The organism is Lautropia mirabilis (assembly GCF_900637555.1).
Classification (GTDB): domain Bacteria; phylum Pseudomonadota; class Gammaproteobacteria; order Burkholderiales; family Burkholderiaceae_E; genus Lautropia; species Lautropia mirabilis.
Map to the genome: position 1 here is coordinate 495155 of NZ_LR134378.1, position 16567 is coordinate 511721.

Sequence of the window (16567 nt, forward strand, 5' to 3'; positions counted from 1 at the left end):
CTCATCCCTCATGCAGCATGCCCCCACCGGGGTGAGCATGCCCGCATGACGTTACAGCGACGCTCAGGGCGTGACGGCCTTCAGCACCTTCTGCGTCTTGCCGGCCACGGCCACACCGGTGCCGCTGCCATCGGCCTTCCAGTCCAGCGCCAGAGCATCGAAGGGCTTGGCGCAACCGGCATCGGTCGCACCGGACATGCAGCCGCCAGCACCTTCGGCCTTGCTGGCGATGTCATAGTTGAACAGCGCGCCGGCATCGAAAGCCACGACCTGGCTGGCGGGGTTGAAGCCGGCCAGCGTGACGGTGACCCGGTTGGGGGCCTTGCAGCTGGAGATCGGCGTGCCTGCGGCCGGATTGCCCACGCAGCCGGTGGAACCCAGGTGCAGGCGCACGGAACCCTCTTCGGCCTTGCCGTCCTTCACCTCGGCCGATTCCCAAGCCGAGGGATCAACGTTCTCGTTCTGGTCAAACTGGATGTTGGTGAACTTGCGGCCACCGCGCCAGTTCCAGGACATGGACGGATGCACGGCGTTCTGCAGCACGCGCGGCGTGGTTGCGTCAGCCGCATTCAGGTGGTTCAGCTCGAAGGGCACGCCCAGCGTCATTTCCACGCCGGTGTAGCTGCCTGCCGGCACCGTGCCTTCGATGGCGGCGTTGGTGGCGGCGGAACCGTCGCACTCACCCACGCCCTTCTGCTCCAGGTCGATCAGGCTGACGGTGTTCTTGCCGTCGTTGCTGGTGTAGTTGTAGTCGTTGGCCTGCTTGAGCTTGAGGGGCTCGCGGGTGCCATCGGCCTTGATCAGGCTGACGTTGGAGATGTAGAAGCGGAAGTCCTCGATCTGCACGGCACGTTGCTTCGTGCCCAGCTTCGTCGTGCTGTTGCAATCGATCTTCTCGGCGCCGTTGTAGGCGGCAAACTTGATGCTCACGTCACCCGTGGTGCCGGTCTGCCAGGCGCCACCGGTCGTGCCGGTGGTGCCCGTCGTACCGGTGGTGCCGGTCGTGCCGCTGTTGCTGGTGGCGGTGCTGTTGTTGTTGTCATCGCCGCCGCAGGCAGTCAGGCCGACGGCGCAGGCCAGCAGCAAGCCGGCGTAGACGGGGGTCTTGGCAAAGCGTTTCATGAAGAAGCTCCTTTCCTTGGAAGGATGAGAATGGATGGAAGCAATGCGAGCGAGAATGGCAACAGCCTGCGGATGATCCATTTCGCGCTTGCGAATACGGAATCCGACCAAACGACAGACAAGCGATCAGGACACGCCCGGGGCGGTGCTCATGCCCCGAAAAGGGTGCAGATGCTTCAGGCAGCCGAAGCAGGCTGCCCGGCGGGAGGCCCACGCGGGTGCGCGGGCGCGATCTGACGGGCGACGAGCGTCACCCGGACGACAGGCACCTGCACCATGGCAGGCGCCGTGACAGCGTCGAAGGCAGCCGCCGGCGTGGGCGGCGCCAGAAGATGAACCAGGACCACGCACAGCGCGCAGTGATCCAGATGCAGCCCGTCCTCATGCGACCCCTGGGAAACGGGCTTTACCGGGCCATGCACTGCCCGATGATCAGAAGGAGCGTCCGGGAGTTCGGCAGGCTGCCCGGATGCTTCGTGCGGCATGCAGTGATCCATCCATGCGGCCTGCACGGCATGCGGGTGGGACAGACCCTGGCCGGCTTCATGGGCTGCCAGTGCCCGCGACACCGTAGGCGCGAGCAGGGCCAACCCGAAGACCCACAGGGTAAGCCAGACCAGCCCACGATGACAAAAGCCGCGACGGTTCATGCCGATGATGCCGATGGAAACGGCGCGGGACGCGGGGCGCCCGGCCAGCCTGCAATACCTGAACGATGCACTGCCTGCCAAGCCATGTGACATGGCCATGCGTCAAGCCCCTTGACGCGGCATGACAGCTTTCATGAGCCTCCTTGGACGAAAGCCGGATACAACATATCAGCCTTCTGATGTGAAAGATTATATACAGCTTATGAACTTGCACCAGCCCGGCAGCCATAATGACATTCGTTTCGGGCCAGGCAACAGAAAAACACCCGAAGAATGTCACGAAAATTATGGTAATGAAAAGCGGGGCGACACCCCGTCGATATAAATGGCAGGGTAAACCCTTAGACTTCGGATCCGAAAACCCCTTGCAGGACAGGCCTGAACGCCATCCCCGGAAGAGAGGCATACAAAATAGAAGCGTCCGTTCGGACATATTCCATCACGGACGCGTAAGCCAGAAAAAGCAAGGCCCGATCCTTTTCGGAACGGGCCATCGGATTGCCTCCACGGCTGTCGATCGATTTTGCGCCTTTTAAATTGATAATGCGCAAATTAAGATATCAGGCCGTCTGACTCACCTTCGACGTCCTGGGCGATGCGTTCTCGCTCTCGATGCGGACCAGCACCTCGGCCAGTCGCTGCTCGGCCCATTCATTGCCGATCTGGCAGGTACCGGCATACTGGTGACCACCACCGCCGAAGCGCGTGCACAGGTCGCCGATGTCGATCGTCGAGGCCGTGTTGAAGATGGAGCGGCCCAGGGCAAACACCGTGTTGGCCTTCTCGCGCCCCCACATCACATGCAGCGACATCGTGCAGTTGGGGAACAGCGCATAGACCAGGAAGCGGTTGGCCGCGTAGATGATCGACTCGTTGCGCATGTCCAGCACCACCGTGCTGCCCTGCACGTGGGCGCAGCGGCGCAGCTGTTCGATGGCCTTCGATTCATGCTCGTGGTAGCAGCGCACGCGTTCGGCCACGTCCGGCAGCGCCAGGATGCGACCGATGTCCATGGAGCGGCAGGCATCGACCAGCATCATCATCAGCTGAAGGTTGGAGATGCGGAAGTCATGGAAGCGCCCCAGACCGGTACGCGGGTCGGCAAGGAACCCGAGCAGCGTCCAGTCACGCGGATGCAGCACGTCGGCCAGCGTGTACGAGGCGCTGCCTGCCTTGTCGACGGCAGCCATCAGCGCCGGCGAGAAGTGAGGGAAGCGACTCTCGCCTCCGAAGTGATCGTAGATCACGCGGGAGACCGAGGCCTCGCCCACCCCCATGACCAGGTTGCTGTAGCCCACCCTGGGCAGCACCCGCGACCCCGGCGCCTGGTAGTCGAACACCTGACCGGCCGTGGCCACGTAGGGCAGGTTCACCAGCATGTCGTCCTTGTCCACGTGCACCTTGCCGTCCTGAACATCCTTCGGATGCACGAACATGACGGCATCGACCACGCCGATGTCTCGCAGCATGGCGGCGCTGACCAGACCATCGAAGTCGGAACGGGTAATCAGGCGGTAGGGTTCGGTACGCATGGGAAAAACCTGCTTCTGCTCACGGTGCAGCAACGTGCACCACCAATTGGGCAGTATCTTCCCTCTCGGGCAGGCTGAATGCTCCTGGCCGATATGCGGCCACCCCGTCCGTACCGGCGGCCCGGCATGGTGCACCGCCACAAGCGCCAGGGCCCGCCCTCTCCGGGTTTTCACCGATAGGGCACGCTCCGTGCTGCAGAGCACCGTTAAGATTGTCCAATGCCCAAGCACGCCATCCCCCACCCCCCTTCCGCCACGCCATCCAGCATGCTGGATGGCGACAGCCTGCCTGCCACCCTGGCACGCACGATGCTGGCCGGCTTCAATCGGCACTACGGTCTGTTCCGCTACAACGCGCAGCAGGCCAAGACCTGTTTCGAGAATGCCGCCTGGCACCGGATGCGACGGCTGGCCAGCGAGCGCATCACCTTCTACGACCAGCGCGTGAACGAGGCGGTCGAGAAGCTGCGCGCCCAGTTCAACACTGACAGCCTGGCCGATGACGTCTGGGCCGAGGTGAAGCAGTACTACGTGCTGCTGCTGGCCGAGCACCAGCAACCCGAGCTGGCCGAGTCCTTTTTCAATACCGTCAGCACCCGACTGCTGCAGCGCCAGTATCTCCACAACGACTTCATCTTCGTGCGGCCGGCTGTCTCCACCGAGCACCTGGACGGCACGCCACCCTCCTTCCGGGTCTATTACCCGGAGAACAGGCCCTGGAAGGAGGTCCTGCGCCAGGTTCTCATCGACATGGGGCTGGCCTGCGGCTACCGGGACATCGAGGATGACCTGCAGAAGGTGATCGAGGCCGCCCCCACCCTGTTCGGCGAGCAGGCAACGCGGGCCATGGATTGCCAGGTGCACGTGCTGCGCTCGCTCTTCTACCGCAACAAGGGCGCCTACCTCATCGGTCGCATCGTCAATGACGGCGAGGTGCAGCCCTTCTCGCTACCGCTGCTGCGTAACGGCCATGGCCGGGTGTTCATCGACACGGTGCTGTTCGCGCCCGAGCACATCGAGGGGCTCTTCAACTTCTCAAGGGCCTACTTCATGGTGGACATGGCGGTGCCGTCAGCCTACGTGCGCTTCCTGCGATCGCTGATGCCCACCAAGCCGCAAGCCGAGCTCTACACGATGCTGGGCCTGCACAAGCAGGGTAAGACGCTCTTCTACCGCGACCTGCTTCAGCATCTGCACGAATCCACCGATCATTTCATCGTGGCCCCCGGCATCAAGGGTCTGGTGATGGGCGTGTTCACGCTGCCCTCGTTCCCGTATGTCTTCAAGTACATCAAGGACGTGCGCCGCAAGGACATCAGCCGTGAGTTCATCGAGGACCGCTACCACCTGGTGAAGAACCACGATCGTGCCGGCCGGATGGCTGACTCGTGGGAATACTCGGACGTGCCCTTCCCCAAGAGCCGGCTCTCCTCCGAGCTGCTGACCGAGCTGCAAGCCACCGCCCCCTCGCTGCTGGTCGACGAGGGCGACTGCATCGTCATCCGTCACCTGTACATCGAGCGGCGAATGACGCCACTGAATCTCTACCTGGAGCAGCAGCCCGACGAGGCTGCACGCGACTACGCCGTCTATCAGTACGGCATGGCCATCCGCGACATGGTGGCGGCCAACATCTTCCCGGGGGACATGCTCTACAAGAACTTCGGCGTCACCCGCCAGAACCGGGTGGTCTTCTACGACTACGACGAAGTGCAGTACCTCACCGACTGCAACTTCCGCAAGGTACCCGAGCCGCGCACCCCCGAGGACGAGATGGCGTCCGAGCCGTGGTATCCGGTGGCACCCAATGACGTGTTTCCGGAAGAGTTCGGCACCTTCCTGCTGGGCAACCCCCGGGTACGCAAGCCCTTCCTGAAGCACCATGCCGAGCTGCTGGATCCCGTCTGGTGGCAGAACCAGCAGGCCCGCATCCGGCAAGGCATCCTGGACGATGTCTTTCCCTATCCCCGGCGACTGCGCTTTTCCCGGGCCGACGAGGATCCCGGCCGGCCCTCATCGCCCCAGAAGCCCGGACGCTGAAGATCCGCAGGCTCCCGACACAGGAGACAAGAACACACCATGGATTCCGACCCGATCGTCATCGTATCCGCTGTCCGAACCCCCATCGGTGCCATGCTGGGCGCCCTGTCCGGACTGGAGGCCACCGACCTGGGCGCTGCTGTCATCAAGGCTGCGGTCGAGCGCGCCGGCATCGCCCCCGACCAGGTGCAGGAAGTGCTGATGGGCTGCGTGCTGCCCGCCGGCCAGGGCCAGGCACCGGCCCGGCAGGCCACGCTGAAGGCGGGGCTTCCGCCATCCACTGGTGCCACCACGCTCAACAAGGTGTGCGGCTCCGGCATGAAGGCCGTGATGCTGGCCCATGACCTGATCAAGGCTGGCAGCCAGGACGTGGTGGTGGCCGGCGGCATGGAAAGCATGTCCAACGCCCCTTACCTGGTCCCCAAGGGGCGCACCGGCTACCGCTATGGCCACGGCACGCTGCTGGACCACATGGCCTACGACGGTCTGGAAGACGCCTACAGCAGGATGCCCAATGGCGGCGGCAAGTCAATGGGCCTGTTTGCCGAAGACTGCGCCAGCAAGTATCACTTCACCCGCGAAGCGCAGGACGCCTACGCCCTGGAGTCCTCGCGCCGTGCCCGCACCGCCAATGAAGACGGCAGCTTTGCCTGGGAAACGGTGCCCGTCACCATCCCTGGCCGCAAGGGCGACGTGGTGGTGGAACGCGACGAGAGCCCGTTCAAGGTCGACCCGTCGAAGATCCCTACCCTGCGCCCGGCCTTCGTGAAGGACGGCACCGTCACCGCCGCCACCTCGTCGTCGATCTCCGACGGTGCGGCCGCACTGGTGCTGATGCGCCAGAGCGAAGCCCGAAAACGCGGCCTCAGCCCCATCGCCACTCTGGTGGCCCATGCCACCTTTTCGCGTGAGCCCGAGTGGTTCACCCTCGCGCCGGTGGGCGCCATCGGGAAGGTGCTGGCCAAAGCCGGCTGGCAGACCGCTTCTGTGGACCTCTATGAGATCAACGAAGCCTTCGCCGTGGTGACGATGGCCGCCATGAAGGAACACGGCATCCCGCACGACAAGGTCAACATCCATGGCGGTGCGGTCGCCCTGGGGCACCCCATCGGCGCCTCTGGCGCCCGCGTGCTGGTCACGCTGCTGGGCGCCCTGAAGAAGACGGGCGGCAGGCGTGGCGTTGCCTCGCTGTGCATCGGCGGCGGCGAAGCCACTGCCATCGCGGTGGAGATGGCCTGAACGCCGCCCCCCGTTTGGGGATCACGCCCGCCGGGGCCGTTCACGCCCGGGCCATCCTGGCTGCCGCCAGGCACCTGGTGGCAGCCGGATCAGATCATCCGCAACAGGATCTCGCCGACACGGTGGTCGGCCTGCTTGCCCACCACCAGGTTGGCCCGCCCCCGCGTCGGGGCGATGTTCTCGCGCAGGTTGCGCAGATTGATCTCGCGCCAGATGTCGCTGGCCACCTTCATCGCCTCGTCCTGCGACAGGTGCTGGTAATGATGGAAATAGGAGTCCGACCGGCGGAATGCCGTCTGCTGCAGCGACAGGAAACGATGCTGATACCAGCGCTCGATGTCGGCCTCGGCAGCATCCACATAGATGGAGAAGTCGAAGAAGTCGGACACCACCACGCTGGCCTGGGGCGTGCCGGCACTGCGCTCTACCCCCCAGGTCTGCAGCACGTTCAGCCCCTCGAAGATGAGGATGTCAGGCTGCTCGACCCGCTGCACCTCACCGGGCACGATGTCATAGGCCTGGTGGGAGTACACCGGCGCTTCCACCACCGGCTCACCGGCCTTCAGCGCCCCCAGGAAGGAGATCATCCGCTTGCGGTCGTAACTCTCCGGGAAGCCCTTGCGCTTCATCAGTCCGCGCGCCTGCAGCACCCGGTTGGGATGCAGGAAGCCGTCCGTGGTGACCAGTGCCACCCGGGGGTGATCGGGCCAGCGGGCCAGCAGCGCCTGCAGCACGCGCGCGAAGGTGCTCTTGCCCACCGCCACGCTGCCTGCAATGCCGATCACATAGGGGCGCGCCCCCACCGGTCGGCCCAGGAAGTCGTCGCACACGCCCGAGAGCGCCTTGGCCGAACGGAAGTGCAGGTTCAGAAGCCGCGAAAGCGGCAGGTAGATTTCCACCACCTCGGGCAACGAGACTTGGTCGTTGACGCCGCGCAGGGCGATCAGCTCGGACTCGGACAATGTCAGCGGCGTGCTGGAGCGCAGGCCAGCCCATTCCGCACGGCTGAAGCGCTGGTAGGCGGAAAAGCCATCCCCGGCCTTCCCCGGCACCACGGCATGAAATTGCGCCGCGAGCTTCTCGATGCTGTCCATGGTCACGCGATGCTCTCCTCGATCACCCTGTCTGGCCCGTCCCTGGGTATCGGCCCCAGGGAGCAGCAGCCTGCCGGCAACGGCCCGGGTGATTTCACTCGGCCCGAACGGGCGCCCTGTCGACTGTCTGCACAAAACGACACCTGCCGGCAACAGCCCCCTTGTTACCGACGCCCCGACCTACCCGAAACATCAGGGTTGGGCCCCAACGATCCGGGCCGGCCTGCTGGCGACCAGGCGGAGGGCCAACCTTCGGCAAGATGCTGATGATACTGGGCCGATGGCCATGAAACAGGCCCTGAAATGCCCATTCGGGTATCTCCCGGGCCGTTTTTGGCCACGATGCCCGCCATTTTAGTAATTATTATCGACAGTGATGCGATTCAACGACACGTGTAAATCGAATCTACATTTCCTTGCACAATAGCCGGTAAGGCGTCGACGCAGGCCTGCAGCCCACGTGGCACCTGTCGCCAGACAAGGAGACTGACGACTCATTCACAAATGGATACGAGTTTGAATCAAAAGTTACGGCCATAGATCACATTGAGCCGATCATTCTGATGGAATGGCGCCCCGGGTCCACGCTAGAGTAACAGCCTGGCCGTCGTTTTCCGTATGCGTGGCCGGCCCTTCGACCGGCAGCGGCCCCAGGCACCCCACCAGACCGGCACAGGTTTTCTGTAACACAACCGCCCTTTTCGCCATGACCACGATACGTTCCCTGTCAGCCCTGGTACTGGCCAGCTTCCTGGCCGCCTGCGCCAACATGAGTTCCCTGCCGCCGGCACCCGACAAGGCGCCCAAGCACAACTACGTCTACCAGATCGGCCCCGGTGACGAGCTGGACCTGAAGGTCTGGCGCAACCCCGACCTGTCGGTGAAGGTCCCGGTGCGCCCCGACGGCAAGATCACCGCGCCGCTGATCAAGGACATCGTGGCCGTGGGCAAGACGCCCCAGGTGCTGGGCCGCGAGATCGAGGACAAGCTGGCCACCTACATCCGCGACCCCAGCGTGTCGGTGGTCGTGACCAAGATCGTGGGTGACCCGCTGTCGGTGGTCCGGGTCATCGGCCAGGCGCAGAGCCCTGGCGCCGTGCCCTATCAGAACGGCACCACGCTGCTGGACGTGATGACCAAGGCCAACGGCCTCACCCGCAAGGCGGCCGGCAACCAGGCCATCCTGATCCGCGCCATCGAGAACAACAAGCAGTACCGTGTCCGGCTGGAAGACCTGCTCAAGCGCGGCGACCCCAGCGCCAACGTCGAGATCGCCCCGGGCGACTCGATCATGATCCCGGAAAGCCTGCTGTAACGTCCGGCTGGCCGCCGGGCAGCCCCCGCATGGCGCCCGGCCGCCCCGAACGCGCATACTGCCCGACGCGACGAAGCATCTTCTGCACAGAATTCCATGCTTGACCTCCTGAAGTCCTACAAAACCTACCTGTCCGGCCTGTGGAAGTATCGGGTCTCAGGTCTGGTGGCCATGCTCATCACCGGCGTGCTTGGCATCATCATCACCGTGGTGCTGCCCGGCAACTACGAGGCCACGGCACGTGCCTATGTCGACACCAAGTCGATCCTGCAGCCGCTCATGCAGGGCATGACCGTGCAGCCCGACATGCAGGGCCAGATCCAGATGATGGCCCGCACGCTGGTCAGCCGCCCCAACCTGGAAGCCATCGTCCAGGCCACCGGCATGGACCACGATGTGCAGACCCAGAAGGGGCGCGAGGCGCTGATGCAGACGCTGGAGAAGAGCATCCAGTTCAAGCCGGCGGGCGGTACCAACTTCTACAGCATCGAGTACCGCAATCAGTCCCGGGAAACGGCACTGAAGGTGGTGACGATGCTGCTGGACCTGTTCGTCAAGTCCACCCGCACGGGCAAGACGGCCGACACGCAGCAAGCGGTGCAGTTCATCGACCAGGAGATCGCCAAGGCCCGGGACCTGCTGCTGCAGACCGAGACCGCGCTCAAGGAATTCAAGATCAAGCACATCGAGGTGATGCCCAACCTCGCGCAGGACTATGTGGCCCGCTCGGCCGACATCCAGCGTGAACTGCAGACGGCCCGCCTCGAATATCGTCAGGCCGTCAACTCGCGCACCGCCATCCGCACCCGCCTGGAGGCCGTTCCCGAGTACGTGCCGGTGGGCGGTGGCCAGGCCGACGGTGGCGGCAGCGAGACCGAGCGCCGCCTGGAATCGGCCCGCAAGCGCCTGGACGACCTGCTCACCCGCTACACCGACGCACACCCGGACGTGATCAACACCCGTCACTCCATCCGCGAGCTGGAAGTCCAGCTGCAGAAGGAAGCCCTGCGGCCGGTGGACTCGCGCCCGGGTCGGGGCAAGATCCCCAACCGGCTGTACCAGGAGATGTCCATCGCCATGGCCGAGGCTGACGCCAAGGTCGCCTCACTGGCCGCCCGTGTGGCCGAGGCCGAGGCGCAGGCCAAGCGAGCCCGCGAGATTGCGCTGGCCATCCCGAAGGTCGAGGCCGAGTACATCCAGCTCAACCGCGACTACGACTCCAACAAGCAGAACTACGAGAAGCTGCTGCAGCGCCGTGATGCCGCCCGCCTGGCCGGCAGCATCGAGGAAAACACCGGCACGCGCGAGTTCCGCGTGGTCGATCCCCCGCGCGTGAGCCCGCGCCCGGTCTCGCCCAACCGGCCGCTGCTGCTGGGCATCTTCTTCGTGGTGTCGCTGGTGCTGGGCCTGGCCGTGGCACTGGTGCGCGAGCTGGCCAACCCGGCCTTCTACGAGCCCAACGCCCTGAAGGCCGCCACCAAGGTGCCGCTCTTTGGTGCCATCACCCGCTATCGTGATGAAGCCGCCCAGAAGCTGGCCCGCAAGCAATCGTTCCGCTTCACCGCCACCCTCGTCGGCTACACGCTGGTGTTCGTGGTGCTGATCCTCATCTACGTGATTGATGCAGGCCAATCCAGCGAAGCAGCACCGGCACCCACCGCACAACACACCCAGCAGAAGGTGATGTCATGAACAAGCGACTCGTTCAGCGGGCGATGCAGAAGCTGGTGGACCAGAATCCGTCCCGGCCGCTGCACCAGCACACCACCATCACGCCCACCACCACCATCACCCCCAGCACGACCACGCCGCGGACCCTGAGTCAGGGCAGCGCCACGCTGATGGCTTCCTCGGCCGAGGCCGAGGAGGCGATGGCCGCCGGCATCCGGGCCGACATCGCCCGTGCCGAAGCGCTGCGGCAGGCCCGCGAGCGCGGCGAGCAGGTCAACGGCCGGCTGGACACGGCAGCGGGTGGTGCCAGGATCGACACCCAGGCTTCGGCCGGCGCCTCCTTCCCGGCCGCACAGGGCCAGGGCTCGGCAGACCGGCAGGACGGCGCGGCCAACAGCGCGTCCTCCGCGAGCGAAGCACACGGCAGCAATGCCCATTCCGCGACCGGACACATCCCCTCGTCCGGCCGCGCCGTCATCCAGCTGGATTTCGATTACCTGAAGGGACGTGGCTTTCTGGTACCGGACGACAAGACCTCCAAGATTCACCAGGAGTTCCGTCTGGTGAAGCGGCGCCTGCTGGACAACGCCTTTGGCCGCCTGCGCCCCGTGGTGGGCAACGGCCGGCTGATCATGGTCACCAGCTCGCTGCCCAGCGAGGGCAAGACCTTCTCGGCCATCAACCTGGCCATCAGCATCGCCATCGGGGGTGAACACCCGGTGCTGCTGATCGATGCCGACATCGCACGTCCCAGCGTCTCCAACACGCTGCAGCTGGACATCCCCGACGAAGTCGGCCTGACCGATTACCTGGAAGACCCCACAATCCCCATCAGCGAGCTGCTGCACGAGACCTCCGTGCCCGGGCTGTCGCTGATGACGGCCGGCCACCTGAATCATCGTCCGGTGGATCTGCTGGCCTCGAACAACATGGCGCAGCTGGTCGAGCGGCTCAAGACCATGCTGCCGCACCATGTGATCATCTTCGATACGCCCCCGCTGCTGCCCGTCACCGAGACCCGCTCGCTGTCGGCCCTGGTGGGGCAGGTGATGCTGGTGGTCGCTGCCGGCGAGACGCCGCGCAGTGCCGTCAACGAGTCGTTGCTTCAGCTTGAGAATTGCGAGGCTGTCGGCCTGCTGTTCAACAAGGCCCCCGTACAGCCCAAAGCACCCGCTTACTACGGATACTGAGCATGTACAAATCATTTTTCGGATTGAAGTCCAAGCCGTTCCGACTGAATCCGCACCTGCGCTTCCTCTTCAACAGCGAGGCCATCCAGCGCGCAGTCAACACCCTGAAGTACGGGCTGTATCAGCGTGAGGGGCTGGTGCTGCTGACCGGCGCCCCGGGCTGCGGCAAGACCATGCTGGTGCAGAACGTCAGCCGCCGCCTGCCCGACGCCGGCATCCAGGTCTTCACCATCGCCACGCCCCGTGCCAACGGCCATTCGCTGCTGCTGCAGATCTTTGCCGCCCTGGGGCTGGACGTGCCGGCCGACGCCGACACGGCGCAGCTGCTGCGCACGCTGCAGAAATACCTGCTGGGTGAAGTCCAGGCCAACCGCCGGCTGCTGCTGGTCATCGACGAAGCCCACAACCTCGAGGACGATGCGCTAGAGGTGGTGCGGCTGCTCTCGGACATGCAGCTCAACGGCAACCTGCTGCTGCAGATCTTCCTGGTGGCGCAGCCCGTGCTGCGCGCACGCCTGGCCACGCCCCGTCTGGATGCCCTGCGCCAGCGCTTCCTCGTCACCGATCACATCGACGGCCTGACGCCCGAGGAAGTGCCCCAGTACATCCAGAAACGGATGCAGCAGGCCGGCTGGCAGGGTGACACCCCGTTCGACGCCGAAGCGATCGAGCGCATCCAGCAGGCCACCGACGGCAACCCCCGCCAGGTGAACATCCTGTGCGAGCGGCTGCTGACGCAGGCCTACGTGGAAGAGAAGACGCGCGTGACCCTGACCGACGTGGACAACACGCTGCAGGACATGGAAGACGAATGGCGCACCTCGGTCACCGTGGCCGACAACCCCAGCGCCTCGAAATCCGCCCGGCTGCAGGACATGGAACGCCGGATGGCCTCGCTGGACGCCTCGCTGGATCAAATCTCGCAGGTGACCAACACCATTCTGGTACGACTGGACGGACTGCGGCAGGGATGACGATGGACATGGGGTGCCGGCCATGCTGAGCCGGCTGGCTGCCCACTTTTCGCGCTACTCGCTTGCCAGCCTGCTCGTCACGCTGGCAAGCATCGTCTCGTTTCCGTTTCTCACGCGCATCTTCCCGGTCGCCGACTACGGGATGATGAGCCTGATCGGCGTGCTGGTGACCGCCACCGCCGCCGTGGGCAAGCTGGGCCTGCAACAGGCAGCGCTGCGCTTCTACAGCGAGGTGCGCGCCGGCCAGTCCGCCTGGACGCTGCCGCAGTACGAGGCCACCGTCTACGTGGGGCTGGCGGGCTTCGGCACGCTGGCTGCCCTCCTCTGGAGCCTGGGCATCACCGTGCTGCCCGACTCCCTCTTCACCTCCGGTCCCCAGGGTCGCAACCTGCTGTACCTGGTGGCACCGCTGGCGCTGCTGCAGTGCCTGTCCAGCGCCGTGGTCAACCAGCTGCGCGCCCGCGAGCTGAGCGGCGTGCTGTCCCTGTATTCGGTCCTCCAGCGCTACCTGGGTCTGGCCCTGATGCTGGTGACGCTGCTCTACGTTTCCACCACGCTGTGGGGCTTCTACGGCGCGCAGATCGTGGCCGAGACACTGTGCCTGGTGGTGCTGGCACGCTGGTTCTTCCGGCGCGAGCCCTGGTCGGTCCGCGATTTCTCCGCCCCCTTCCTGAAGACGCTGCTGCGCTTCAGCCTGCCGCTGGTGGCCATGGAGCTGTCGTCGGTGATGCTGAGCCTGGGCGACCGGGTGCTGATCCAGCGCATGCTGGGCTCGGCCTGGCTGGGCGTCTATTCGGCACCTTACAACCTGTGCGACTACATCGGTGCCGTGCTGGTGACGGCGTTCACCGGCGCCGTCACCCCGATGGTGCTGCGGCTCTGGGCCGACGAGGGCGAAGCCGTCACCCAGCACTTCCTGCAGCGGGTCTTTCACCTGTACCTGCTGTTTGCCATCCCGATGGTGGCAGGCGTCTCCGCCGTGGCCGAACCCCTGCTGCTGCTGGTGGCTTCCGAGAAATACCGCGCCGGCGCAGCCATCATCCCCTGGGTGATTGGTGGCGTGGCCCTGCAGGGACTGTTCCCGGTGGCATCGGCCGGGCTGCAGATCCAGAAACGCTCGGGCCGCATCCTGCTGGCCATCCTGTCGGCTGCCGGCCTGAACGTGCTGCTGAACCTGCTGCTGATCCCGTCGCTGGGCATCGAGGGCGCGGCCATTGCCACCCTGCTGGCCTACGGGCTGATGACGGCCCTGGCCGCCTGGATGGGGCGCGGCACCGTGCCGGTACGGCCTGAATACCGGCGCATCGTCGTGTTCGTGGCCATGGCGGCGCTGATGTACGGGGTGCTGATGCAGATCCAGTTCCCGCAGCAGCTCACCACGTTGCTGGTTCGCATGGTGGCCGGCGCAGCCATCTACGCCGTGGGCACCGTGCTGCTCGATGGCGAGACCCGCGCGCTGGCACAGCAGGCGCTGGGCCGTTTCGGTCTGTTCAGGGGCAAGGCATGAAAGCAGTCACCGTATTGATGTACCACGCCATCGTCGATGGCGAGATGGAAGGGGCTGATTCCCACTACAGTGTGCCGCCCGCCACCTTTGCCCGACAGCTGCAACTGATCCGCTCACATGGTCGGCGCATCTGCAGCGTGCACCAGCTGCTGTACGAAGGACTGCCAGCCAGCGGCGAGCCTTGGCCTGTATGCCTGACCTTCGATGACGGCCACCTGACCAATGCAGCGGCGGCCGAGGCCATCGCCCGTGAAGAGGGCCGGGCGGAATTCTTCGTGAATCCGTCCATGGTGGGCAAGCCGGGCTTTCTGGACTGGCCGGCACTGCGCGAAATGGCGGCCATGGGCATGGCGATCCAGTCGCACGGCATGAACCATCGCTATCTGGATCAGCTCTCGCCGGCAGAAGTGCGCGCCGAACTGGCCGACTCGAAGGCGGCCATCGAGGATGCCATCGGCAGCCCCGTCACGGTCTACGCGCCCGCCGGCGGCCGCATGCCCGAGAACTTCCTGTCACTGGCCGGCAGCCTGGGCTACCACGCCGTCTGCTCGTCACGGGTGGGCGTCTGGCGTGCGCTCGACGGTTTGCCACTGTCACCACCGGCGCCCGTGGCTTCGGCCCGGACAACGCATGTTGCATCCGACATGTCTGGCACGACTGGCCCGGCCGACATCCAGGCCACTGCCCCCCTCTCCGGCGCATCGCATCCCGGGAATGTTGCGGATTCGCCGAACGGAATCGGGGGAAATCACAACAGTGTGTCGAATTCTGCTGCAATGACGAATGGACCTGCGCTGGAGCTGCCGCGGCTGGCCATGCTGCGCGGTACCAGCGAGGCCCGTTTTCTGGCCTGGATCACGCAGCAGCCGCTGGAAATGCTGAAGCAGCAGACACGCTATCGCGTACTACGGCTCTCCAAGCAACTGCTGGGCAATGGCGGACACGAAAAGCTTCGCGCCCTGCTGCTGCGCAGCCCCAGGACGGAACCCGGCAAAAACGACTGACGGAATCCCGATGAACACCTTCTGGTTGCTGGCCTACATCACCGCTGCAGGGTGGGTGGTGTACACGTATGCAGGCTATCCGTGGCTGCTGCACCGGCAACTGAAGAAGCTGCGACCCGATCAGACGGCAAGCAGCCCGAACGCCTCGGCGCAACCCGAGATCGCCGTGGTCATCGTGGCCCGCAACGCTGCCCACCTGATCGGGCCGAAGATCCGGAGCTGCCTGCAGAGCCACTATCCGGCCGACCGGATCCGCGTGCTGCTGGCCATCGACGGTGACGACGAGGACACGGCACGTGCTGCCGAGGCCCTGCAGGATCCGCGCGTGACGGTACTGCGCCATGCCCAGCATCGCGGCAAGGCGGCCTGCCTGAACGATGCCATCGCGCAATGCACGCAGGAGATCCTGATCCTCACCGACGCCCGCCAACGCCTGGATCCGGATGCCATCGCCCATCTCGTGGAATCGCTGCAGCGTGATCCCGCCCTGGCCGCCGTCAGCGGCGAGCTGCGTTTCGAGGTGCCCGAAGGGGACTTCGTCGGTCAGGGGCTGGACGCCTACTGGCGCTACGAGAAATGGCTGCGCCGCACCGAAGGCCAGGTGGCTTCCACCATCGGCATGACGGGTGCCCTCTACGCGCTGCGTCGTGCGGCCTTCCGTCCCATTCCGCCCGAGACCATCCTAGACGATGTGCTGATCCCGATGCAGGCGGTGCTGGACGGATACCGCGCCAGCTTCGATACCCGCGCCATCGCCTACGACCTGCCGTCGACCTCGATGCAGCAGGAAAAGCGCCGCAAGATCCGCACGCTGGCCGGCAACTTCCAGCTCATCCAGCTGTGCCCGGCACTCATTGATCCGCGCCGCAACCCGGCCTTCCTGGGGTTCTTCTCGCACAAGGTCTGCCGGCTGCTCACGCCGGTGGCACTGCTGGTGATGCTGCTGGCCAGCGCGGTGCTGGCCCCGGTATCACTCTTTTTCTGCGCCAGCCTGGTGGGGGCCCTGCTGATCATCGGCCTGTCGCTGCTGGCCCGCTGGGTGCCTGGTACCCGTCGCTGGCTGCCGGTGCGACTGTCCAACACCTTCATCGAGATGCACCTGTTCATCGTGTACGGTTTTCTCGAGTTCCTGCGAAACCGCAACCTGCATCGCTGGGGAGGCTGATCCGATGAGCCCGCAATCGTCACCCTCCACAGGAAACCATCCGGCACCCGGCGCGGTACCGCAA

13 protein-coding genes are annotated in these 16567 nt (G+C 65.1%); 9 read left to right on the forward strand and 4 right to left on the reverse strand.

Going from position 1 to position 16567, the window contains the following annotated elements; all coding sequences use genetic code 11:
- Positions 1-63: 63 nt before the first annotated feature.
- From EL249_RS01995 to EL249_RS02005, 3 genes are all read right to left on the reverse strand, one after another.
- A complete protein-coding gene (locus EL249_RS01995) occupies positions 64-1122 on the reverse strand; it encodes an MbnP family copper-binding protein (protein ID WP_050781964.1) in 1059 nt (352 codons plus the stop codon).
- Between the two features lie 176 nt (positions 1123-1298).
- Positions 1299-1871 (reverse strand): DUF2946 family protein, encoded by a 573-nt coding sequence (locus EL249_RS02000; RefSeq protein ID WP_005674675.1) that lies wholly within the window; start codon positions 1869-1871, stop codon positions 1299-1301.
- A gap of 461 nt (positions 1872-2332) precedes the next feature.
- The gene (locus EL249_RS02005) at positions 2333-3304 is read right to left on the reverse strand and encodes a hypothetical protein (protein ID WP_005674673.1); all 972 of its coding nucleotides are present in this window, start codon (positions 3302-3304) and stop codon (positions 2333-2335) included.
- A gap of 219 nt (positions 3305-3523) precedes the next feature.
- Here EL249_RS02005 and aceK point away from each other — a divergent pair, with 219 nt between their 5' ends.
- Together aceK and EL249_RS02015 are read left to right on the forward strand one after the other, a co-directional pair.
- Positions 3524-5344 carry a bifunctional isocitrate dehydrogenase kinase/phosphatase gene (aceK, locus tag EL249_RS02010; RefSeq protein ID WP_005674670.1) on the forward strand — a complete coding sequence of 607 codons (1821 nt, stop codon included), beginning with the start codon at positions 3524-3526 and terminating at the stop codon, positions 5342-5344.
- 39 nt (positions 5345-5383) lie between these two features.
- A complete protein-coding gene (locus EL249_RS02015; protein ID WP_005674669.1) occupies positions 5384-6583 on the forward strand; it encodes an acetyl-CoA C-acyltransferase in 1200 nt (399 codons plus the stop codon).
- An 89-nt stretch (positions 6584-6672) separates the two neighbouring features.
- Here the strand turns inward: EL249_RS02015 and coaA are convergent, their stop codons facing one another.
- The gene (gene coaA / locus EL249_RS02020) at positions 6673-7677 is read right to left on the reverse strand and encodes a type I pantothenate kinase (RefSeq protein ID WP_005674668.1); all 1005 of its coding nucleotides are present in this window, start codon (positions 7675-7677) and stop codon (positions 6673-6675) included.
- A gap of 706 nt (positions 7678-8383) precedes the next feature.
- Between coaA and EL249_RS02025 the strand changes: the two genes are divergently transcribed.
- From EL249_RS02025 to EL249_RS02055, 7 genes are all read left to right on the forward strand, one after another.
- The gene (locus EL249_RS02025) at positions 8384-8992 is read left to right on the forward strand and encodes an XrtA/PEP-CTERM system exopolysaccharide export protein (protein WP_005674665.1); all 609 of its coding nucleotides are present in this window, start codon (positions 8384-8386) and stop codon (positions 8990-8992) included.
- 96 nt (positions 8993-9088) lie between these two features.
- The gene (locus tag EL249_RS02030) at positions 9089-10684 is read left to right on the forward strand and encodes an XrtA system polysaccharide chain length determinant (RefSeq protein ID WP_005674663.1); all 1596 of its coding nucleotides are present in this window, start codon (positions 9089-9091) and stop codon (positions 10682-10684) included.
- Positions 10681-11853 carry a P-loop NTPase family protein gene (locus EL249_RS02035; protein WP_005674662.1) on the forward strand — a complete coding sequence of 391 codons (1173 nt, stop codon included), beginning with the start codon at positions 10681-10683 and terminating at the stop codon, positions 11851-11853. Before EL249_RS02030 ends, EL249_RS02035 begins: the two co-directional genes overlap by 4 nt.
- Before the next feature lie 2 nt (positions 11854-11855).
- A complete protein-coding gene (locus tag EL249_RS02040; protein ID WP_005674661.1) occupies positions 11856-12827 on the forward strand; it encodes an ExeA family protein in 972 nt (323 codons plus the stop codon).
- A 22-nt stretch (positions 12828-12849) separates the two neighbouring features.
- Positions 12850-14334: an oligosaccharide flippase family protein gene (locus EL249_RS02045; protein WP_005674660.1), complete on the forward strand. Its 1485-nt coding sequence runs from the start codon at positions 12850-12852 to the stop codon at positions 14332-14334.
- Positions 14331-15338: a polysaccharide deacetylase family protein gene (locus EL249_RS02050; RefSeq protein WP_005674659.1), complete on the forward strand. Its 1008-nt coding sequence runs from the start codon at positions 14331-14333 to the stop codon at positions 15336-15338. The genes EL249_RS02045 and EL249_RS02050 overlap by 4 nt, the downstream gene beginning before the upstream one ends.
- 10 nt (positions 15339-15348) lie before the next feature.
- Positions 15349-16503 (forward strand): glycosyltransferase family 2 protein, encoded by a 1155-nt coding sequence (locus tag EL249_RS02055; RefSeq protein WP_005674658.1) that lies wholly within the window; start codon positions 15349-15351, stop codon positions 16501-16503.
- Positions 16504-16567 lie beyond the last annotated feature (64 nt).